Consider the following 16,754-nt stretch of genomic DNA (forward strand, 5'->3'; position numbering starts at 1 on the left):
CGCCTTACTATGTTGTTTCTAGGGAACAATCCGCAAACGCTCTGTAATGCTTCCTTTCTCAATAAAGCTGCAGCACATCAGAGGAACTGCCATTGCCAGCAACAGCATGAGCGGCAAGGCTGCCCATAGGGGAGCCAGCGTATAGTGATAGGTCATACACCAAGTGTTAAGCTGTGAAAAAACTGCCGGCATCCCAAACCAGGTTACCAGGAAGGTTACCGGCAGCAAAACCACTGTCAAAAGAGCCGCATGAAGCAAGCCCTCTGTCAGCAAAAGCCATTGTAGCTGTCTGCTTGTCATACCAAGGCTCTGATAGACCGCAAATTCTTTTTTTCGGACCATCGTTTTTGTAATCAACATATTGGCAAAATTCAGCAGACCAATGATCATCAATACGATCCCGACGATCAGCCGCGGCAGGCATTCATTCAGCCTGGCGTTTTGAAAAGCTTCTTGACAGTCGCTGCGCATCCAAACACCGATCCCGCGATTCAGTCCCTGCTTATACGAGCTGAGATAGCGTTCAAATTCCGCCTGTCCATTATGGTCAATGTTGACTGCCAGCTGACGGATACCCTCATCAGGGAACAGCTGCTCAAATAAGGACATTGGTACAAAATAAGCCAGATGAAAGCTGGATTCCGAACTGTTACTTCCACTTAAAAATGATGTATCCTCCATAACTGAAGCCAGCACAGGAATCTGCTCTCCGCCAAGCTCCACCGTTTCTCCGGCGGCAGGCGAGGACACGCCCTCAGCATAAGCGCCTGCGGCCACAACATACTGTCCATCAGCAAACTGTTCTGCATCAAAATCACCGCTGGTAACCGGACAGTTATCCAACACATACCGCAGGTAGGCGTCCTCCAGCGCAATAACTATACCATAATAGTTACCCGTCCGTTCCAAGCGGTCCAAACCGGCACACCAATCAGGATAGGCCGCCTGACTTTCTCTGCGGGTCATGGTTTCATCATAAGGTTCGTTGTAAAAGTCCACGATCCTCTGGCGAAGCTCGTCAGAAGCCGTCAGTTTCACCTCCTTGGATTTCAGGATGCTTACTTCCAAAACCTCACTGCGTCCACGCAGATCACTGACGATCTGTTCCGTGATAGCCCGGTTATTGGGGTTATACCGCTGTACGTCGGAAACCGCAGAGCCGTCTTCAATGGTGTAGTCCCACGGAGACATCCCGTTTAAGTACAGTTCTTCGTCGTAGCTGGTGTAACGAATCCAGGTAGAACAGAGCAGCAGAAGGGAGAACAGTAAAGACAGCAATGAAAGAATTGTACGCCTTTTATTTCTCCAGAGGGAGCGAAGGGCCAGACGAAAAATACTGACTTGCCCTGTACTGCTGCGCCCCTGTCCTTTTGGCATCCGTTCATCCAAATTCCGCAGCATCTGCGTCGGCATCATTTCGCCTGTCCGGGCAGCAGGCAGAAAGTACGCCAGAAAAACTGTTCCGAAGGTGCTGAGCGCTGCCAGAGCGAACGGCTCCCAGGACAGGAAATAGATCGCCGGGTTTTGCTCCATACCAGTCACGATCCGAGGTGTAACCAAATAGTGGATACCAAATCCCATCATCCAGCCGGGGAACAGCCCAAAAAGAGAGAGCATCACGGCCTTTTCCAACAGGACCCATCTGATCTGCCGCGGTGTCATGCCCAATGTTTTCAGCCCCGCAAAAAAGTGGGAATCCTGATCCATAGCCACATGAATGATGCTGTAAATCATCAAAAAACCGCACAAAAGCACAACCAATGCAGGAATGTAAAACGGTGTTGCCTGTTTACTTGCCATTTCCATCCTGGCTTCGTTATAGGCCAGATTGGTGGTGTAGGCAACCTGATTTACGCCCTGATCTGTCATGATCTGCTGCGCCTGCTGTTCCAATTCCTTTGGCTGATGGAGATCAACCCCCAACGTAACGGATACCGTATCCGGGTATCCGCTCAGAAGTCTGACAGCACACTCCGCTGTTACCCAGGCACAGGCTTCTGTGAAGTTTGTGGGGCTTGCCCACCATCCACAGAGGGTAAAGTCAGTATTGTGCTGTTCTCCCTTGCTATCTGTCCATTGAACAGACACCGGGGCGCCCAGCTCATGAAGAACTCCCAGAGAGTCCATAGTAAATTCATCCAGAGCGATTTCTCCCGGTTTCTCCGGCAAGCGCCCCGTTGTAGGAACAGATAGGATGCTCTCGGCATAGTCCTGATTGATTACCGCCAGCTCAACACTGCGAACACCTATCATCTCATCAGAGAGCTGCCCCAAAGCGCTGATCCGGACCGTACTTTTTACATTGGGATGCTGCGCCAATTTATCCGCCTGATGTGCAGTCAATCCATGGTAGAGGATGTGACTGGTTGAACCGTATCGATACTCATAATTGAGCAGAAACGCATTTTCTACTGAGCTTCCCAGAAGAAAAGTGAAGGCATACAGTCCTGTGATCAAAACCACAGCAAAAGCCAACAGTAAATTTTTTGCTTTATGAAATTTGAAATCCCGCCATGCAAGTGTGTGACATATTTTTAGATTATTATTTGCAAGCATGACAACCTCCTTACGCCTTCAGGCGGCCATCTTCCATGCGAAGCACACGGTCAGCCATCTGTGCGATCTCAAGGTTGTGAGTGATCATAATGAGCGTCTGGTGATAGGTCTCAACGGACATTTTCAAAAGTCCCAGCACATTTTGCCCACTTTTTACATCCAAATTTCCGGTAGGTTCGTCGGCAAGAATAATGGCTGGCTTTGCAATCAGCGCCCTGGCAATAGCTGCCCGCTGCTGCCCGCCGCCGGAAAGCTCATGGGGATAGGCATTCAGCCGTTCCTCCAACCGAAGCTGCTGCACGACATCTACAAAAAAACGCTGATCAGGCGTACTGCCAGCCAGACTAAGGGGGAACAGAATATTTTCTTTTATGGTCAGTGTTGGAACCAGATTAAAATTCTGATACACAAAACCCACTTTGTTGCGGCGAAACACAGCCAGCTCTTTTTCCTTCAAGCCGGACAGATTTACACCATCTACGATCACTTCCCCCTCATCAGGGATATCCAGCCCGCCAATCATGTTCAACAAAGTGGTTTTGCCGGAGCCGGATGCACCAATAATGGCGGTAAACTTGCCTTTTTCAATGGAAAGGTCGATGCCATCCAAGGCTTTGACTTGCGTCTCTCCCTTTCCAAAATATTTCTTTAATTGGTGTACAGATACGCTTTCCATAGTTTCAAACTTCCTCTCTCTCTTTTTCATATAAGCTATTTGCTCAACTCAGCAAATAGACAGAGAAGGTGGTTCCTTCTCCGTAATTTGATTTTACGCTGATATAGCCTTTTTGCCGCGTAATGATCCCGTTGGCAAGATACAGCCCCAAGCCAACGCCTTCTTCGGCAGCTGTTTCCTGAGCCCGATAAAAACGCTGAAAAACATCGTGATAATGCTCCTCATGGATGCCTATACCAGTATCAGAAATATCAATTCGCGTATAGAATTGCCATGGGCGAACAGATACAGAAATGCTGCCGCCTTCCGGGGTGTATTTAACCCCGTTGTCCAGGATATTGCCCAGGGCCTCCGCTGTCCACTTGGAGTCATGCTGCACAGTAACTGATGGCGCGCAGTCCGCCGACAACTGGATATTTTTTTGATCCGCTTTCGCCCATACGCTGCTGATCGCCTGAGCAATGGTCTTATCAAGAGGCGCTTCTTCCATGTGCAGGACAAAGGTTCCTGTTTCCAGCCGAGACATTTTAATTAAAGACTGCATCAGAAAATCCAATTTATTGATCTGCGACGCCATAGTTTCCAGAAACTCGGCCCGCTTTTCCTCCGTCAGCTGATGCTGCCGGAGGATGCCGGTAAACATCTGAATATTAGCAATCGGAGTTTTCACTTGATGAGATATATCACTGACCAGCTCCTGAATGGTCTGTTTATCCCGCTGGCTCTGCAATTTGCCCTCGTTCATGATGTCATAGTATTGCAGGAGCTTTCCCTGTACCTTGGCTGTTATGCTATCCTCATAAGGCCGCTCCACCTCCGGCTGTCTCCCGGAAATCAAGGCATCCAGTGTATCACATATTTCGTCTGCAAAGTGAAAGATCTGTCTCTGCTGAAACCATATCCACAGGCCGGCTAATACAAAAATACCACCTGTCACAGCCAACAGGCTGTAACGAACACTGGAACGGGGAACAAATGCCCACAACAGCCAGCACAGCAAAGAAAAAAGCACCGCAGCTGCCAAAACCATCAAAATCCTCAAAACTTTTGCGTGCTTCTTCATTGTTTGCCTCCCGTCCAGATATACCCCATACCCCGGATGGTCTTGATATAGGTATGATCGTCATTCTCAATCTTCGCCCGAAGCCGGTTCATCGTCACAGTAAGTGTGTGGTCATCAACGAAATTCCCGTCACAATCCCACAACCGTTCCAGCAAAAGCTGTCGGGTAATGATGTTACCCGCATTCTCTGTCAGTGCTTTCAGCAGCTTATATTCGTTAGGCGTGATCGACAGCTTTTCACCGCTCCGCACGGCAGTCAGTGCGCCAAAATCAAGCAAGAGAAATCCGTCAGTCCAGCGGTCTGCAGAGGCCGCAGTAACTTTATTTCCTCTCCTGACGGCTACCTCTACCCGCCGCAGAAAAATCTGCATATTGAAAGGCTTTGTAATATAATCCTCTGCGCCCAGATTGAATCCGTTCAGTACATCCTGTTCTAAATCATTTGCTGTCAAAAAAATCACAGGGAGTTCCGGTTTGATCGCTTTCACTTCTCTACAGAGATCAAAACCATTGCCATCCGGCAAATTCACATCCATGATCGCAAGGTCAAATTGGTCCTCCTGCAAAAGCTGTCTGGCTTTCCGGCAGTTATATGCTGCCACCGTCAGATAGCCGTTACTATCCAATTCAAAACACAGTCCGGCACTTAAGGCCAGATCATCTTCTATGACTAAAATCCTCATTGCTTATCACCTTCTCGCTTCTACGGGTGGAAATACCCCATTTTTCACTTGCCTCTCCGAGCGTTATATAATCCATATCCACACCTCCGACAATCCACCTTATTATATTTCATTTGCTCGGCGAATACAAGTGCGGAAATGGGACGCAATGCCCTGTGCCAGAAGCACTTTGAGATCTTGTGACCATTCCTTACAAAACCGCACAAGCCGGAACAGGCGGGGATTTATGAAAATTTCTTTTACTTTTGTACTATCTTCCTATACGGTTATTCCATCGCCCGCATTTTTTCCACAAGAGATTGATTTTTCTGTCTGCGCATTGTCCAGAAGGACAGAATAACCTCCAGACCAAACAGTGCCAGAACGAACAGCCCCATTTGCAGGAAAGGGAAGGAATATGGCATAATTGCTCCATGGAAAGTCAGTTCGCTTAATTTTCGGGCAGCTATCACTGCAATCGGAAGTCCGACTGCCAGAGTTGCCAGCGCAGCAGAAAACGCATAGCAAATTCCCTCATAGATGGTCATTTGGCAAAGCTGTTTTCTGGTCAGACCAACAGCGCGAAAGACACTGTTTTCCCTCTGTCTGGACATCTGGTTGGAGAGGGTGGTATTGATGAGGTTGACCACGCCAAAGAGGAATACCAGCCACGATAGCGCCTGAAACCCTCCAAAAATAACCCGGTTTTCCATTTCCTCATAATCCCTATGTATCTCAATGGTATCCAATTCAAGGTCCGGATCGGGAGAAATGATTGCACTCAGACTGTTTTCAATCTGCTCCGCCTTTTTAGGATCGCCGACAATGCTCCAGGAATAATCAAAACAATCGATCATAGGCATTGCTTCCTGAAACAACTCTTTTGCTGCGATCATGCAGGTGCTGTCCAAGGCCAGAGCGCCGTGACCATTTTGCAGCTTATCGTTCGTAATCAGACCTGAAACAGTGACAGGCATCACCCGATCCCCTATGGTAAGTTCTATAACCGATCCCACATCTACACTGATCATGTCTTCTGCATATTTCATATCAAGCGCAATACTATGGGAATCTTGAGGTAAAGTCCCCGACACAAGCGCCGCTTTCATCTTATCCCTGTTTCGGTCACTCAACAGATCGCACATTCCACCGGAAGAACTTTCCTCATTTTCAAACCGCACATGAACCGCCTGACGATTCTCTATCACATCTGTTACGCCGTCTACGGCCAGCACTTCCTGCCGAAGCGCTTCACTCAAAGGATTTCCTTCCGACATCACCTCATATTCTGTTTTTTCAGAATGTATATAGATTTTATAATCCCCATCCGTGAAAAACTGTCTTGCGATCCGATCCGGCGAACGAACCAAAAGAATAGAGGCCGTCACCAAAAGGAGCACCCCGCCCAGACTCAGGGAAGCCACGATGCTGACAGTCTTTTTACGGTCACGCCTGAAATTTGCAATTCCCATGGAGAGCGGATTTAGCCGCATATTCTTCTTATGCGTGCGGGACTTTCCGCTCTGACTGCCAGTAAAGCGGACTGCTTCAATAGGAGAGATACCTGCCGCAATCTTTACCGGTCTGCGGATCGCAATGGATACCATAAACCAGCCAAGCAGTGCAGTCAAAACAATCGCAGCTGCATAAAACGGCAGATTAAACCCACGGGAAAACAGAGCAAACCCAGCAGCACATCCCATCAAAATACCGATTCCAATGCCGGCCCATCCTAAGCAGCGGCCTTCCTTTTTTACAATACGGCGGATCTGCTTTGCCGTTGTGCCGATGGTCCGCAGTTGTCCGTAGCTTTGGATTTTGTCATTGATAGAGATTCGGAAGATACTTTGTATCACAACATACCCTCCGAGAACGACCAGAACTGCAATTCCGGCAACCAGCGCCAACATACTGACATCCACCGGTTCTTTATAGAACTTCATATAGCTGAGGTTCATGATTGGCATTTCCAGCTGATATTCCTTGGCGATCTCCCGGCTGCGGGAAGTCAGCTGGGTTTCATCCATTTGCTGCTCATTCTTAAAATGCACATAGACGCGATAATCAGAAGGGTCGTAGCCGCTCCATCCTTTCAGGGCTTCTTTTGAAAGAAGGATGGAAGATCCATTTACCTCTTTTTCCTTATAGCCTTCCAGAATGCCCGTCACCGTATATTCTCCGTGAAAACACTCGCTGCTTAGTACAACCTTTTCGCCAATCCCGGCGTCTGCACCGTAGTTTGAAAGGAAATAACGGCTCACCGCCACTTCATCCTCCTTCTGGGGCAGGCATCCCTCCAGCAGCTTCATCTGGTCACGGGCAATATACATCGTTTCCTCATCACAATAAATGTAAGAGGCGTTGTACCCCTGCTCCGCAGGTTCCACAGCCAGCATATAATACTCTCCTACCCTTGAGAAGTCATCAAGCTCCTTCAGGGTGGACACATCTTCCTCGGTAATCTTGGTATAGACCGCCTCATAGGTATCCTCCACATGATTTTTCTCTATCTGCCGGGTAGACAAAGCCATCACGATTGAAAAACAGATCAGGCAGGCTGCCAGCGCCACGGCGATCACCACCATCAGATTCCGGCGTTTCTCACTTTTCAAGCTTTTTCTTGCCAGCTTCCTGACAATATTTCCTGTATCATTCTCAAATGGTACTGTCATTTTGATTATCTCCTTTCCTTCTTTATCCAACGATTTTACCATCCTCGATCCGCACAATACGGTCTGCAAGCTGGGCAATGGCATCGTTATGTGTAATCATCACCAGCGTCTGGTTAAATTCACGGCTCGTTCTCTGCAAAAGCCCCAGCACATCGGCGCTGGTCCTGCTGTCCAGGTTTCCGGTGGGTTCATCGGCCAGGACGATAGCGGGCTTTGACACCAGAGCGCGGGCGATAGCCACACGCTGCTGCTGACCGCCGGAGAGGTTGTTTGGCATATTCTTCAGCTTATCCTCCAGTCCCAGCATGGACACCACATCCGCCATGAATTTCTGATCCACCGTATCCCCGTCCAGTTCCACGGGCAAGACGATGTTCTCATACACATTCAGGATCGGCACCAGATTGTAGTTCTGAAAGATAAAGCCGATATTGCGGCGGCGGAATATGGTAAGCTGCTCGTCGTTCATCTCCGCCGGTTCCTTATCCCGCACCATCACGCTGCCGGAGGTGGGGGTATCCAGGCCGCCCATCATGTGAAGCAGGGTGGACTTACCGGAGCCGGAAGTACCGACCACCGCCACAAATTCCCCCTCCTCCACAGAGAAACTCACGCCATCCAGGGCGCGGGTAATATTCGGCTCTGTGCCGTAGTATTTTTTAAGATCAGTTGTCTGCAAAATTTTCATAACAATTACCTGCCTTTCTTGATTTGTCGAGTATAGGATAAAGGGCAAATGTTGCAGAATTGTCCTAAAATCCATTGTCCTCTAAAAATTTTTCAAAAAAGGCAGCCTGCCAAAACAGGCTGCCTCAGAATTATTTTATGGGCAGGAACACGGAAAAAGTTGATCCTTTCCCAACTTTAGACTCGACGGTAATATAGCCCCCCTGCATGGTAATGATCTCACGGGCAAGGTATAAGCCGATTCCGACCCCATCTATATCACGCACCGCTTCATCCCGATAGAAGCGTTTGAAGATCGTGCCCTGAGAATGCTCCGGGATGCCTCTGCCTGTATCCGTCACATCTATCCTCAAATACATTTCCCAATCCTGTACCTTCACCTGGATGCTGCCGCCGGCAGAGGTGTACTTTACCGCATTATCCAGAATGTTAAACAATGCTTCGGAAGTCCATCGGCCGTCATGGGATATTGTCAGATCAGATGGGCAGTCCACCGACAAGCTGATCTCTTTTTGTTCCATCGGTGCCAAAACACCATTGATGGCGCTCACCAACGTATCCCCGATCACAGCATCCAGTTTCTCCAGCGTAATGACACCCGTTTCCAGACGGGAGGTTTTCACCATTCCCTGAATGAGGAAATCCAATTTATCCATCTGCGTGCCTGTGGCCTGCAAAAGCTCCTTGCGCTTTTCTTCTGTCAATGGCCGTGTCAGCATCGTATCGTTGATTAGCTTCAAATTTGCGATGGGGGTTTTAGTCTGGTGGGAAATATCCGATACCAGGGATTGCAGCTCTTCCTTTTCTCCCTCCGCCATATGTCTGGTTTTCTGCATCACATTGTAGAGCCGTTCCAGACGGTGGCTGATCCGGGACAGCAGCGTTTCCGCTTCATAATCTACCTGGGGCCGGTCTGTACTATCCATCATGTGATCCAATGTCTGGCACAAATCATCGGTGAACAGAGAAAGTTTCTTTTGAAAGTAGTGCAGGAAAACTATGCCCCAAATATAAAACGCAACTGTCAAAATAATGCAGCAGATGACAACACACACATCTTTCGTCACCAGGGAAAAAATCAACAGCAGCAAAGCGGCAGTGAGCAGAGTCCCCGCTATAATTTTTCTCAAAAATGCCCTGACGGATAAATTTTGCAGCTTCATCGAGACTCACCGCCGATCCACTGATAGCCAATACCGTAAGCTGTCTTAATATATTTCCGCTCGTCTGTCTCGATTTTTTTACGGATACGGCTGATGAGCGTCGTCAGAGTATGATCGTCCACAAAATCTCCATCAACGTCCCACAGCTTCTCTAAAATCTGCCGCTTGGTCAGAATGATACGGGGATTCTTTACGAATAGAAACAGGGTGCGGTATTCCTTCGGTGTAAAGTCCAGGGATTCTCCAGCAAGGGACGCACTTTGTTCGGAGAAGTCGATTTTCAGGAAACCATCATCAAACAGATCATGCTGAGGTGTCCGCAGCTCCAGATTCGCAAAAACCGCCGCCACTTTTTTGCAAAGCACCGTCACAGAAAATGGCTTGGTCACATAATCCGCTCCGCCAACTTCATAACCCTTGAGCATATCACTCTCCTTATCATTGGCTGTGATAAAGATGATATAGGTATGCTGACCGCGATTCCGGATTTCTTCACACAGATCCAGTCCGCTGCCATCGGGCAGGTTAATGTCCAACAGTGCCACATCAAATTCACTCTCCCGCAATTTTCTTACCGCGGTGTCAAAATTAAAAACTGAAATGACCTCATATCCATCAGAGGTCAGATTATATGCCAATGTCCGATTCAAAAGCTGATCGTCCTCTACAATTAGAATCTTCTTCAAAACATTCACTTCCTTGTTCAAGTGTCGCCGCCGTGTGTTCCATATGTAGCGGCAGATAAATTTTTTTATTCATATACTCAGAATAACTAACTCCACTGACTGCTTCTATAGTCTCGCCCAACAAGCCATAATTGACATTTGCATACTGATGCTGCCATTCCCCAAAACTGTATCATTTCCAATGATCTTTTTACTGATATGCCAGTTCGTACAAATATTAAAATGGCAGGAACAAACATAGCAAACAAGTTGGTAAGTAGGTAAGTCCCTTACGGGGCTTACCCCTCTCAGAACCGGACGTGCAGCTTTCCCGTTCTTCCATGCGAACAGTAATGCGTGAATCCGAGGAATGTAAAGGTCTCCGGTTTCCCGTCTCCACGTTCTTTCCGGTTCCTTTCTGCAAATCGGCCGAATTCTATCAGCCTCGTCTTTTCCTCCTCCATTTCCAGTCCAAAGTGCATCATTCTGCGCTTTAAATATTCATAGAACATCTCTGCGTCTGTTTTGTATTGAAAGCAGACTTGTAGGACTTTCACCCACCGAATTCCAAGCCCTTAGCTGGGCGCACCCTATAAAGTAAAAAAAGAGGGAGCATTGCTGCTCCCTATAAGTTTAATATCTCCCACTATCTGGCAGGAACTCTCCAAAGACAGTCTCCTATCTGTTTTTATTATATGCAATTATGATATAAAATCAATAAAAATATAATAAAACCCCTGAAAAACAAATTTTCTGGGGTTTTACATTGCATATAAACAATTCCTTAACGCTTGCTGAACTGCGGAGCGCGGCGGGCCGCCTTGAGGCCGTACTTCTTACGTTCTTTCATACGTGGATCACGTGTCAGGAAACCTGCTTTCTTAAGCACAGGTCTGTACTCCTCGTCTGCCTGAAGAAGCGCTCTTGCGATGCCGTGACGGATCGCTCCTGCCTGTCCTGTGTATCCGCCGCCTTTTACATTGACGATCACATCGAACTTGCCTTCTGTCTCAGTCGCCACCAACGGCTGACGAACAACAACCTTCAATGTCTCCAGACCGAGATACTCGTCGATATCTCTTTTATTTATTGTAACTTTACCTGTTCCTGGTACTAAATATACTCTTGCGATTGATTTTTTTCTTCTTCCTGTTCCGTAGAATCTTGCATTAGCCATCTTAATATCCTCCTTTCAGACTTTCCTAAAACTTCAGTTCAACTGGCTTCTGAGCCTGCTGCTGATGCTCTGGTCCAGCATATACGTGCAATTTCTTGATCATGGATCTTCCCAAAGGTCCCTTCGGAAGCATACCCTTGACAGCAAGTTCAATTACCTTCTCAGGCTTCTTGTCCATCATCTCTGCCAACGTGGTCTCTTTCATACCGCCTACATAGTCTGAATGATGATAATAAATCTTCTGCTCCATCTTCTTGCCTGTGACTTTCACCTTCTCGGCATTCACAATAATCACATAATCACCGGTATCAACATGCGGTGTGAATTCCGGCTTATTCTTACCTCTTAAGATCTTAGCTACTTCTGATGTCAAACGGCCTAATGTACATCCCGCAGCATCAACTACATACCACTTTCTCTCAATCTTATCTGGATTCGCCATATAAGTTTTCATCGGTTTACCTCCTGCAATGAGTCATTAACATATTCATGATAATTATATACGGAAATCCTGATACTTACAGGCCCTCCGTATAGGGTTGTATTGAAAACAACAAGGCTCCGGGGCTTTGGTTCCTTATCATTTCTCTTTTTGTCATACTGTTAAATTATATTATACGCATCCGTGTGTGTCAACCATTTTCTTCTACTTTTGGCTACTTTTTCACCACATTTTTCAGAAATAGTATACCATGACCTCCGACTCACATCCATTGTGATATTGCGGACATTCTCCGCATTTGCTCACGAACGGGGCCTCCTCCCTTGGCGCCACCTGAAACTGGAACTTCTTATAGAATTCCGGCACCTTCGCCGTAAGCCAAATCCGCTTTGCTCCAAGCCGTCCGGCTTCCGCCGTCACCGCTTCCACAAGTTTCCGTCCATATCCCATTCCCTGGAACTCCTCCTCCACGGCAACACAGCGAAGGATATATTCATTCGCAGCACAACATAAGCCGGATGCCCCGATCCTCTTATTCTCCTGTACATCTACCAGTTCAAAACAAGTGATCAAGCCTTCCGGCCTTGGATCTTCCGGACTGATCTCAAGCCCGGACCGAACGAACAGATCTACCATTGACTCATAATCCATCGTTTTTCTCAACAAATATCTTTCCATAAATCCAATACCTCATTCACAATTTGTTTCATTGACTATAGCATATTATCGCTGTTTTTGCTATAATAATTCCGAAGTGCACTCACTGCACAACTTCAATCAAGTTCGCCGCACTGTTCCAGAGCCGCTCTGGGGACGGCCCGGCGTGGAAAGAGAGGTATTATCATGTGGGCTTACAATGGAGTATTTTACCAAATATATCCGATCGGATTCTGCGGGGCGCCCGTACACAACGACGGCGAATGCGTCCCTAGAATCCGCAAATTATTAGACTGGTCAGAATATCTGGGGAATCTTGGCGTCGATTCCATCCTGCTCAACCCGATCTTCGAATCGGACAACCACGGCTATGACACGCGGGATTTCAAGCAGATCGACTGCCGTCTCGGTACCAACGAAGACTTTGCCGACGTCTGCAAGAGTCTCCACAAGCACGGTGTGAAGATCGTGCTGGACGGTGTATTCAACCATGTGGGACGCGGATTCTGGGCGTTTAAGGATGTACAGGAGAAGAAGTATGACTCCCCTTACAAAGACTGGTTCCATATCAACTTCGACGGCAACAACAGCTACAACGACGGCTTCTGGTACGAGGGCTGGGAGGGACATTTTGAACTGGTCAAGCTGAACCTTCATAATCCCGCTGTCACCGATTACCTTCTGGAATGTGTGAAATTCTGGGTAGATACATTTGACATCGACGGACTGCGTCTGGATGTCGCCTACAGCCTTGACCATCATTTCATGAAGAGACTGCGTTCCTATGTACAGGAGCTAAAGAGTGATTTCGTATTGATCGGCGAGGTCTTGTTCGGGGATTATAATCTGATCGTCAATGATGAGATGCTGCATAGCTGCACTAACTACGAATGCTACAAGGGCATCTATTCCAGCTTTAATTCTATGAATCTGTTTGAGATCGCCCACTCCCTGCATCGTCAGTTTGGCGCGGACCAGTGGTGCATTTACCGGGGCAAGCATCTGATGACCTTCGTCGATAACCATGACGTTACCAGGCTTGCAAGTATCCTGACCAATAAGAAGCACATCCCGCTGGCATATGGTCTCTTGCTTGGTATGCCCGGTATCCCGTGCTTATATTATGGAAGCGAATGGGGTGAGACCGGCGAGAAGGCGCCGGACAACGATTACGCCTTAAGGCCGTGCTTCGAGGAACCCAAGCCTAATGAACTTACCGACTATATCAGGCTTCTGATCACCGTCCGTCAGAAGAGCGACGCCATCTGCAACGGTTCATACAGGAATGTGGTGATCCAGAACCATCAGTTGGTATTTGAACGCCGCTCTAACGATGAATGCGTCATGATCGCGATCAACGCGTCAGATTCTCCTTACACGGCGCGCCATCAGGATCTTAACGGCAATGCGCTGGATCTGCTGACCGAAGAGAAAGTAACCATGAACGGAAGTCTGGAACTGCCTGCCTACAGCGTACAATACTTAAAAGTAATGTAACGGTTATCAATAGGGCCGCCGATTTAACGATGATATCGTCATTCGGCAGCCCCTTTTATTATTTCATGACTATTTTCTTAAAATTCTTCTTTCCCTTCTTCAGCACGATTCCTTCGCCGCCAAGCCTGTCGCCTGTGAATTCTGTATAGATATCCGTAAGCTTCTCCCCGTCTGCCGATACGCCTCCCTGGGTGACCGCACGACGCGCCTCGGATTTGCTTGGAACTAAGCCCGCCTTCACCAGCATCGTCAGGATATCGATCTTACCGTCCGTAAGGTCCGCTGCCGTCAGTTCAACGCAAGGCATATCCACCGCCGCCCCCTGGCTGAACAGCGCCTTCGCTGCAGCGAGCGCTTTCTTGGCCTCTTCCTCGCCGTGAACCATCTTGGTCAACTCGAATGCAAGGATCTCTTTGGCTGTGTTGAGCTGCGCCCCTTCCCAAGAATCCATCTTATCGATCTCCTCAAGCGGAAGGAATGTCAGCATACGGATACATTTCAGTACGTCTGCATCTGCAACATTTCTCCAATACTGATAGAACTCGAACGGAGTCGTCTTCTCCGGATCAAGCCATACCGCGCCCTTCTGGGTCTTCCCCATCTTCTTCCCTTCGGAATTCAGCAGCAGCGTGATCGTCATTGCGCTTGCGTTCTTGCCAAGCTTACGGCGGATCAGCTCTGTTCCCCCTAACATATTGCTCCACTGATCGTCGCCGCCAAACTGCAGGTTACAGCCGTATTTCTGGAACAATGCATAGAAGTCGTAGCTCTGCATGATCATGTAATTGAATTCAAGGAAGCTAAGTCCCTTCTCCATTCTCTGCTTGTAGCACTCTGCCGTCAGCATCCTGTTCACGCTGAAATGCGCGCCTACCTCCCGCAGCACCTCGATGTAATTCAGATCCTTAAGCCAGTCCGCATTGTTGACCATCAGCGCTTTTCCTTCTGACAAATCAATAAAACGGCTCATCTGCTTCTTGAAGCAGTCGCAGTTATGCTGTATCGTCTCCTCCGTCATCATCTGGCGCATATCCGTTCTGCCGGAAGGATCCCCGATCATCGCCGTCCCGCCTCCGATCAGGGCGATCGGTTTATTCCCCGCCTCCTGAAGACGCTTCATCAGGCACAATGCCATAAAGTGCCCCACATGAAGGCTGTCTGCCGTCGGATCAAATCCGATGTAGAAGGTTGCCTTGCCGTTATTGATCAGCTCTCTGATCTCCTCCTCGTCTGTCACCTGCGCGATCAGACCTCTTGCCTGTAATTCTTCATAAATTCCCATAATCCATGTATCTCCTCTCTTTTACTTTCACGTAACAACGAGCCGAATTGGAGTCAAAGACCCCGCGGCAGTCGCCAAATGCGCATGCAAGCATGCCCGCTTGGCTCGTTGCTCGCGGGAATAAAAAAAACGCCCTTATCATAAGATAAGGACGGATCATTCCCGTGGTACCACCTTGATTCACCGGTCACTCGCATCACCGGTCTTAGTAAGCCGCAGATCACGGCCCTGCATGTTAACGTATGCCCTACGTCACAGCCTACTCGCTTGCTTCCGTCTTCTAATCCCCGGCGCACGCTTTCGGTGTGCAGCTCCAAGATGTATTCATGATCCATTCCTTCATGCGCCTCTCATCAGCCGGCGGCTTTCTGTATGGGTGTATAGATCACTACTTTTTCTTTTCAAAGCCTTTTCACATATGCGATATATGTTTGAATAGAATCCTACCGCATTTATCAAACTTTGTCAAGACAGATTTTTGTTAAAATATTTTATTATATTTTATGAAATATCTCAGGCAGTCAGATCATCCTATGTCTTATAAAAGCGTATCCGAAACTGCCCGCCGCCTTTTGCCGCATTCTGTGCCTGGATCACCGCATTCTCCCGCGCAAGTATCATCTGAGCCAGCGCAAGCCCGATTCCGAAGCTGTCTGTTCCGGCATTCTCTCCCCGATAGAACCGCTCGAACAGATGAGGCAGGTCTTCCTTGGGGATCCCCGGTCCCGAGTCCGTGATCACTATCTCCGTATAGAGCGGATTCTCATCACAGCCAATAGACAGGCTTCCTCCGTCCGGCGTATACTCTAACCCGTTCTTGATCACATTCTGGACTGCCTCCAGCGTCCATGCATAGTCTCCAGTGAATCTCTTGCCTTCTGCTCCGGTGACATACAATCTCTTGTCATGCACCTCCATGGCGATCTCGAAGGGCAGGATCGCCTCTCTTAAGAACCTGTCCATACAGATGGTCTCCTTTTGCAGCACGATGCTCCCGGCTTCCAGCTTGGACATCTTAAGAAGCGCCGTTACCAGCCATTCGATCTTCGAAAGCATCCTCCCTGACTCCCGCAGCAGATACCGCCCTGTATCTGAGTCGATCTCCCGGCTCTTCATACGCTCCAGCAAAATGTTAAGAGACGTAAGCGGCGTCCGTATCTGATGGGAAATGTCCGCAAGCGCGTCTGCAAGAGAAGATTTGTCCTTCTGTAACAGCGCCGCCTGTTCCCGCAGCCGTATCGTCAGCTTATTGATCTCGTCCCGGAGGATCTCCAGATCTCCTTCCCGGAAATGCTTGAATTCCGGCACCTCGCTCCCATGCAGGAGTTCGTCGATCTGTCCCGCAAGCGTCCGTATTTCCCGATACCGCCTGCTCGCCCAGATAAAATAGAAGACACACCAGAATATACTGCACAATAACGCCGCAAGCGCAGCCTCCCGCCCCCATACCAGCCTCGCAGCCAATACGGCCAGCGCCGTTCCCGCAGCAGATATGACGGTCTGCATCGTAAAATCCCTATTGCGAAATCTCCACATAATCCCATAGCTTCCTTTC

At 48.4% G+C, this 16,754-nt stretch carries 16 protein-coding genes and 1 other annotated feature; of the genes, 1 reads left to right on the forward strand and 15 read right to left on the reverse strand.

Annotation, left to right across the window (positions count from 1 at the left end):
• Positions 1 to 18: 18 nt before the first annotated feature.
• The 13 genes from VSQ62_RS24140 to VSQ62_RS24200 all read right to left on the reverse strand — a co-directional run bounded on the left by VSQ62_RS24140 (position 19) and on the right by VSQ62_RS24200 (position 12,441).
• Positions 19 to 2,556: an ABC transporter permease gene (locus tag VSQ62_RS24140; protein WP_334637282.1), complete on the reverse strand. Its 2,538-nt coding sequence runs from the start codon at positions 2,554 to 2,556 to the stop codon at positions 19 to 21.
• Between the two features lie 10 nt (positions 2,557 to 2,566).
• On the reverse strand, positions 2,567 to 3,232 hold the full coding sequence (locus VSQ62_RS24145; protein WP_300902392.1) for an ABC transporter ATP-binding protein: 666 nt from the start codon (positions 3,230 to 3,232) through the stop codon (positions 2,567 to 2,569).
• 43 nt (positions 3,233 to 3,275) lie between these two features.
• A complete protein-coding gene (locus VSQ62_RS24150; RefSeq protein ID WP_334637284.1) occupies positions 3,276 to 4,295 on the reverse strand; it encodes a sensor histidine kinase in 1,020 nt (339 codons plus the stop codon).
• Positions 4,292 to 4,978: a response regulator transcription factor gene (locus VSQ62_RS24155; protein ID WP_334637285.1), complete on the reverse strand. Its 687-nt coding sequence runs from the start codon at positions 4,976 to 4,978 to the stop codon at positions 4,292 to 4,294. Before VSQ62_RS24155 ends, VSQ62_RS24150 begins: the two co-directional genes overlap by 4 nt.
• Before the next feature lie 266 nt (positions 4,979 to 5,244).
• Positions 5,245 to 7,629 carry an ABC transporter permease gene (locus VSQ62_RS24160; protein WP_334637288.1) on the reverse strand — a complete coding sequence of 795 codons (2,385 nt, stop codon included), beginning with the start codon at positions 7,627 to 7,629 and terminating at the stop codon, positions 5,245 to 5,247.
• 22 nt (positions 7,630 to 7,651) lie between these two features.
• Complete coding sequence (locus VSQ62_RS24165; RefSeq protein ID WP_334637289.1) at positions 7,652 to 8,317, reverse strand: ABC transporter ATP-binding protein; 666 nt, start codon at positions 8,315 to 8,317, stop codon at positions 7,652 to 7,654.
• Positions 8,318 to 8,447: 130 nt separating this feature from the next.
• Positions 8,448 to 9,479, reverse strand: a complete 1,032-nt coding sequence (locus VSQ62_RS24170) for a sensor histidine kinase (RefSeq protein ID WP_334637290.1) — start codon at positions 9,477 to 9,479, stop codon at positions 8,448 to 8,450.
• On the reverse strand, positions 9,476 to 10,165 hold the full coding sequence (locus VSQ62_RS24175) for a response regulator transcription factor (protein ID WP_334637292.1): 690 nt from the start codon (positions 10,163 to 10,165) through the stop codon (positions 9,476 to 9,478). The genes VSQ62_RS24170 and VSQ62_RS24175 overlap by 4 nt, the downstream gene beginning before the upstream one ends.
• Positions 10,107 to 10,289: a hypothetical protein gene (locus tag VSQ62_RS24180; RefSeq protein ID WP_334637294.1), complete on the reverse strand. Its 183-nt coding sequence runs from the start codon at positions 10,287 to 10,289 to the stop codon at positions 10,107 to 10,109. Before VSQ62_RS24180 ends, VSQ62_RS24175 begins: the two co-directional genes overlap by 59 nt.
• A gap of 163 nt (positions 10,290 to 10,452) precedes the next feature.
• Entirely contained in the window at positions 10,453 to 10,701 is a 249-nt protein-coding gene (locus VSQ62_RS24185; RefSeq protein WP_502957787.1) for a hypothetical protein, read from the reverse strand.
• A gap of 227 nt (positions 10,702 to 10,928) precedes the next feature.
• On the reverse strand, positions 10,929 to 11,321 hold the full coding sequence (gene rpsI / locus VSQ62_RS24190; RefSeq protein WP_286153473.1) for a 30S ribosomal protein S9: 393 nt from the start codon (positions 11,319 to 11,321) through the stop codon (positions 10,929 to 10,931).
• A 25-nt stretch (positions 11,322 to 11,346) separates the two neighbouring features.
• The gene (gene rplM, locus VSQ62_RS24195; protein WP_334637295.1) at positions 11,347 to 11,775 is read right to left on the reverse strand and encodes a 50S ribosomal protein L13; all 429 of its coding nucleotides are present in this window, start codon (positions 11,773 to 11,775) and stop codon (positions 11,347 to 11,349) included.
• Between the two features lie 222 nt (positions 11,776 to 11,997).
• Complete coding sequence (locus VSQ62_RS24200; RefSeq protein WP_334637297.1) at positions 11,998 to 12,441, reverse strand: GNAT family N-acetyltransferase; 444 nt, start codon at positions 12,439 to 12,441, stop codon at positions 11,998 to 12,000.
• Positions 12,442 to 12,606: 165 nt separating this feature from the next.
• Here VSQ62_RS24200 and VSQ62_RS24205 point away from each other — a divergent pair, with 165 nt between their 5' ends.
• Entirely contained in the window at positions 12,607 to 13,917 is a 1,311-nt protein-coding gene (locus VSQ62_RS24205; protein ID WP_334637298.1) for an alpha-amylase family glycosyl hydrolase, read from the forward strand.
• Positions 13,918 to 13,975: 58 nt separating this feature from the next.
• Here VSQ62_RS24205 and tyrS read toward each other — a convergent pair whose 3' ends face one another.
• On the reverse strand, positions 13,976 to 15,199 hold the full coding sequence (gene tyrS / locus VSQ62_RS24210; protein ID WP_334637299.1) for a tyrosine--tRNA ligase: 1,224 nt from the start codon (positions 15,197 to 15,199) through the stop codon (positions 13,976 to 13,978).
• Between the two features lie 144 nt (positions 15,200 to 15,343).
• Positions 15,344 to 15,613 (reverse strand) — a binding site (T-box leader).
• 117 nt (positions 15,614 to 15,730) lie between these two features.
• Positions 15,731 to 16,735: a sensor histidine kinase gene (locus VSQ62_RS24215; RefSeq protein ID WP_334637300.1), complete on the reverse strand. Its 1,005-nt coding sequence runs from the start codon at positions 16,733 to 16,735 to the stop codon at positions 15,731 to 15,733.
• Between the last annotated feature and the right edge of the window lie 19 nt (positions 16,736 to 16,754).

Origin of the sequence: Sporofaciens sp. JLR.KK001, from assembly GCF_036941055.1 — a bacterium.
Classification (GTDB): domain Bacteria; phylum Bacillota; class Clostridia; order Lachnospirales; family Lachnospiraceae; genus Sporofaciens.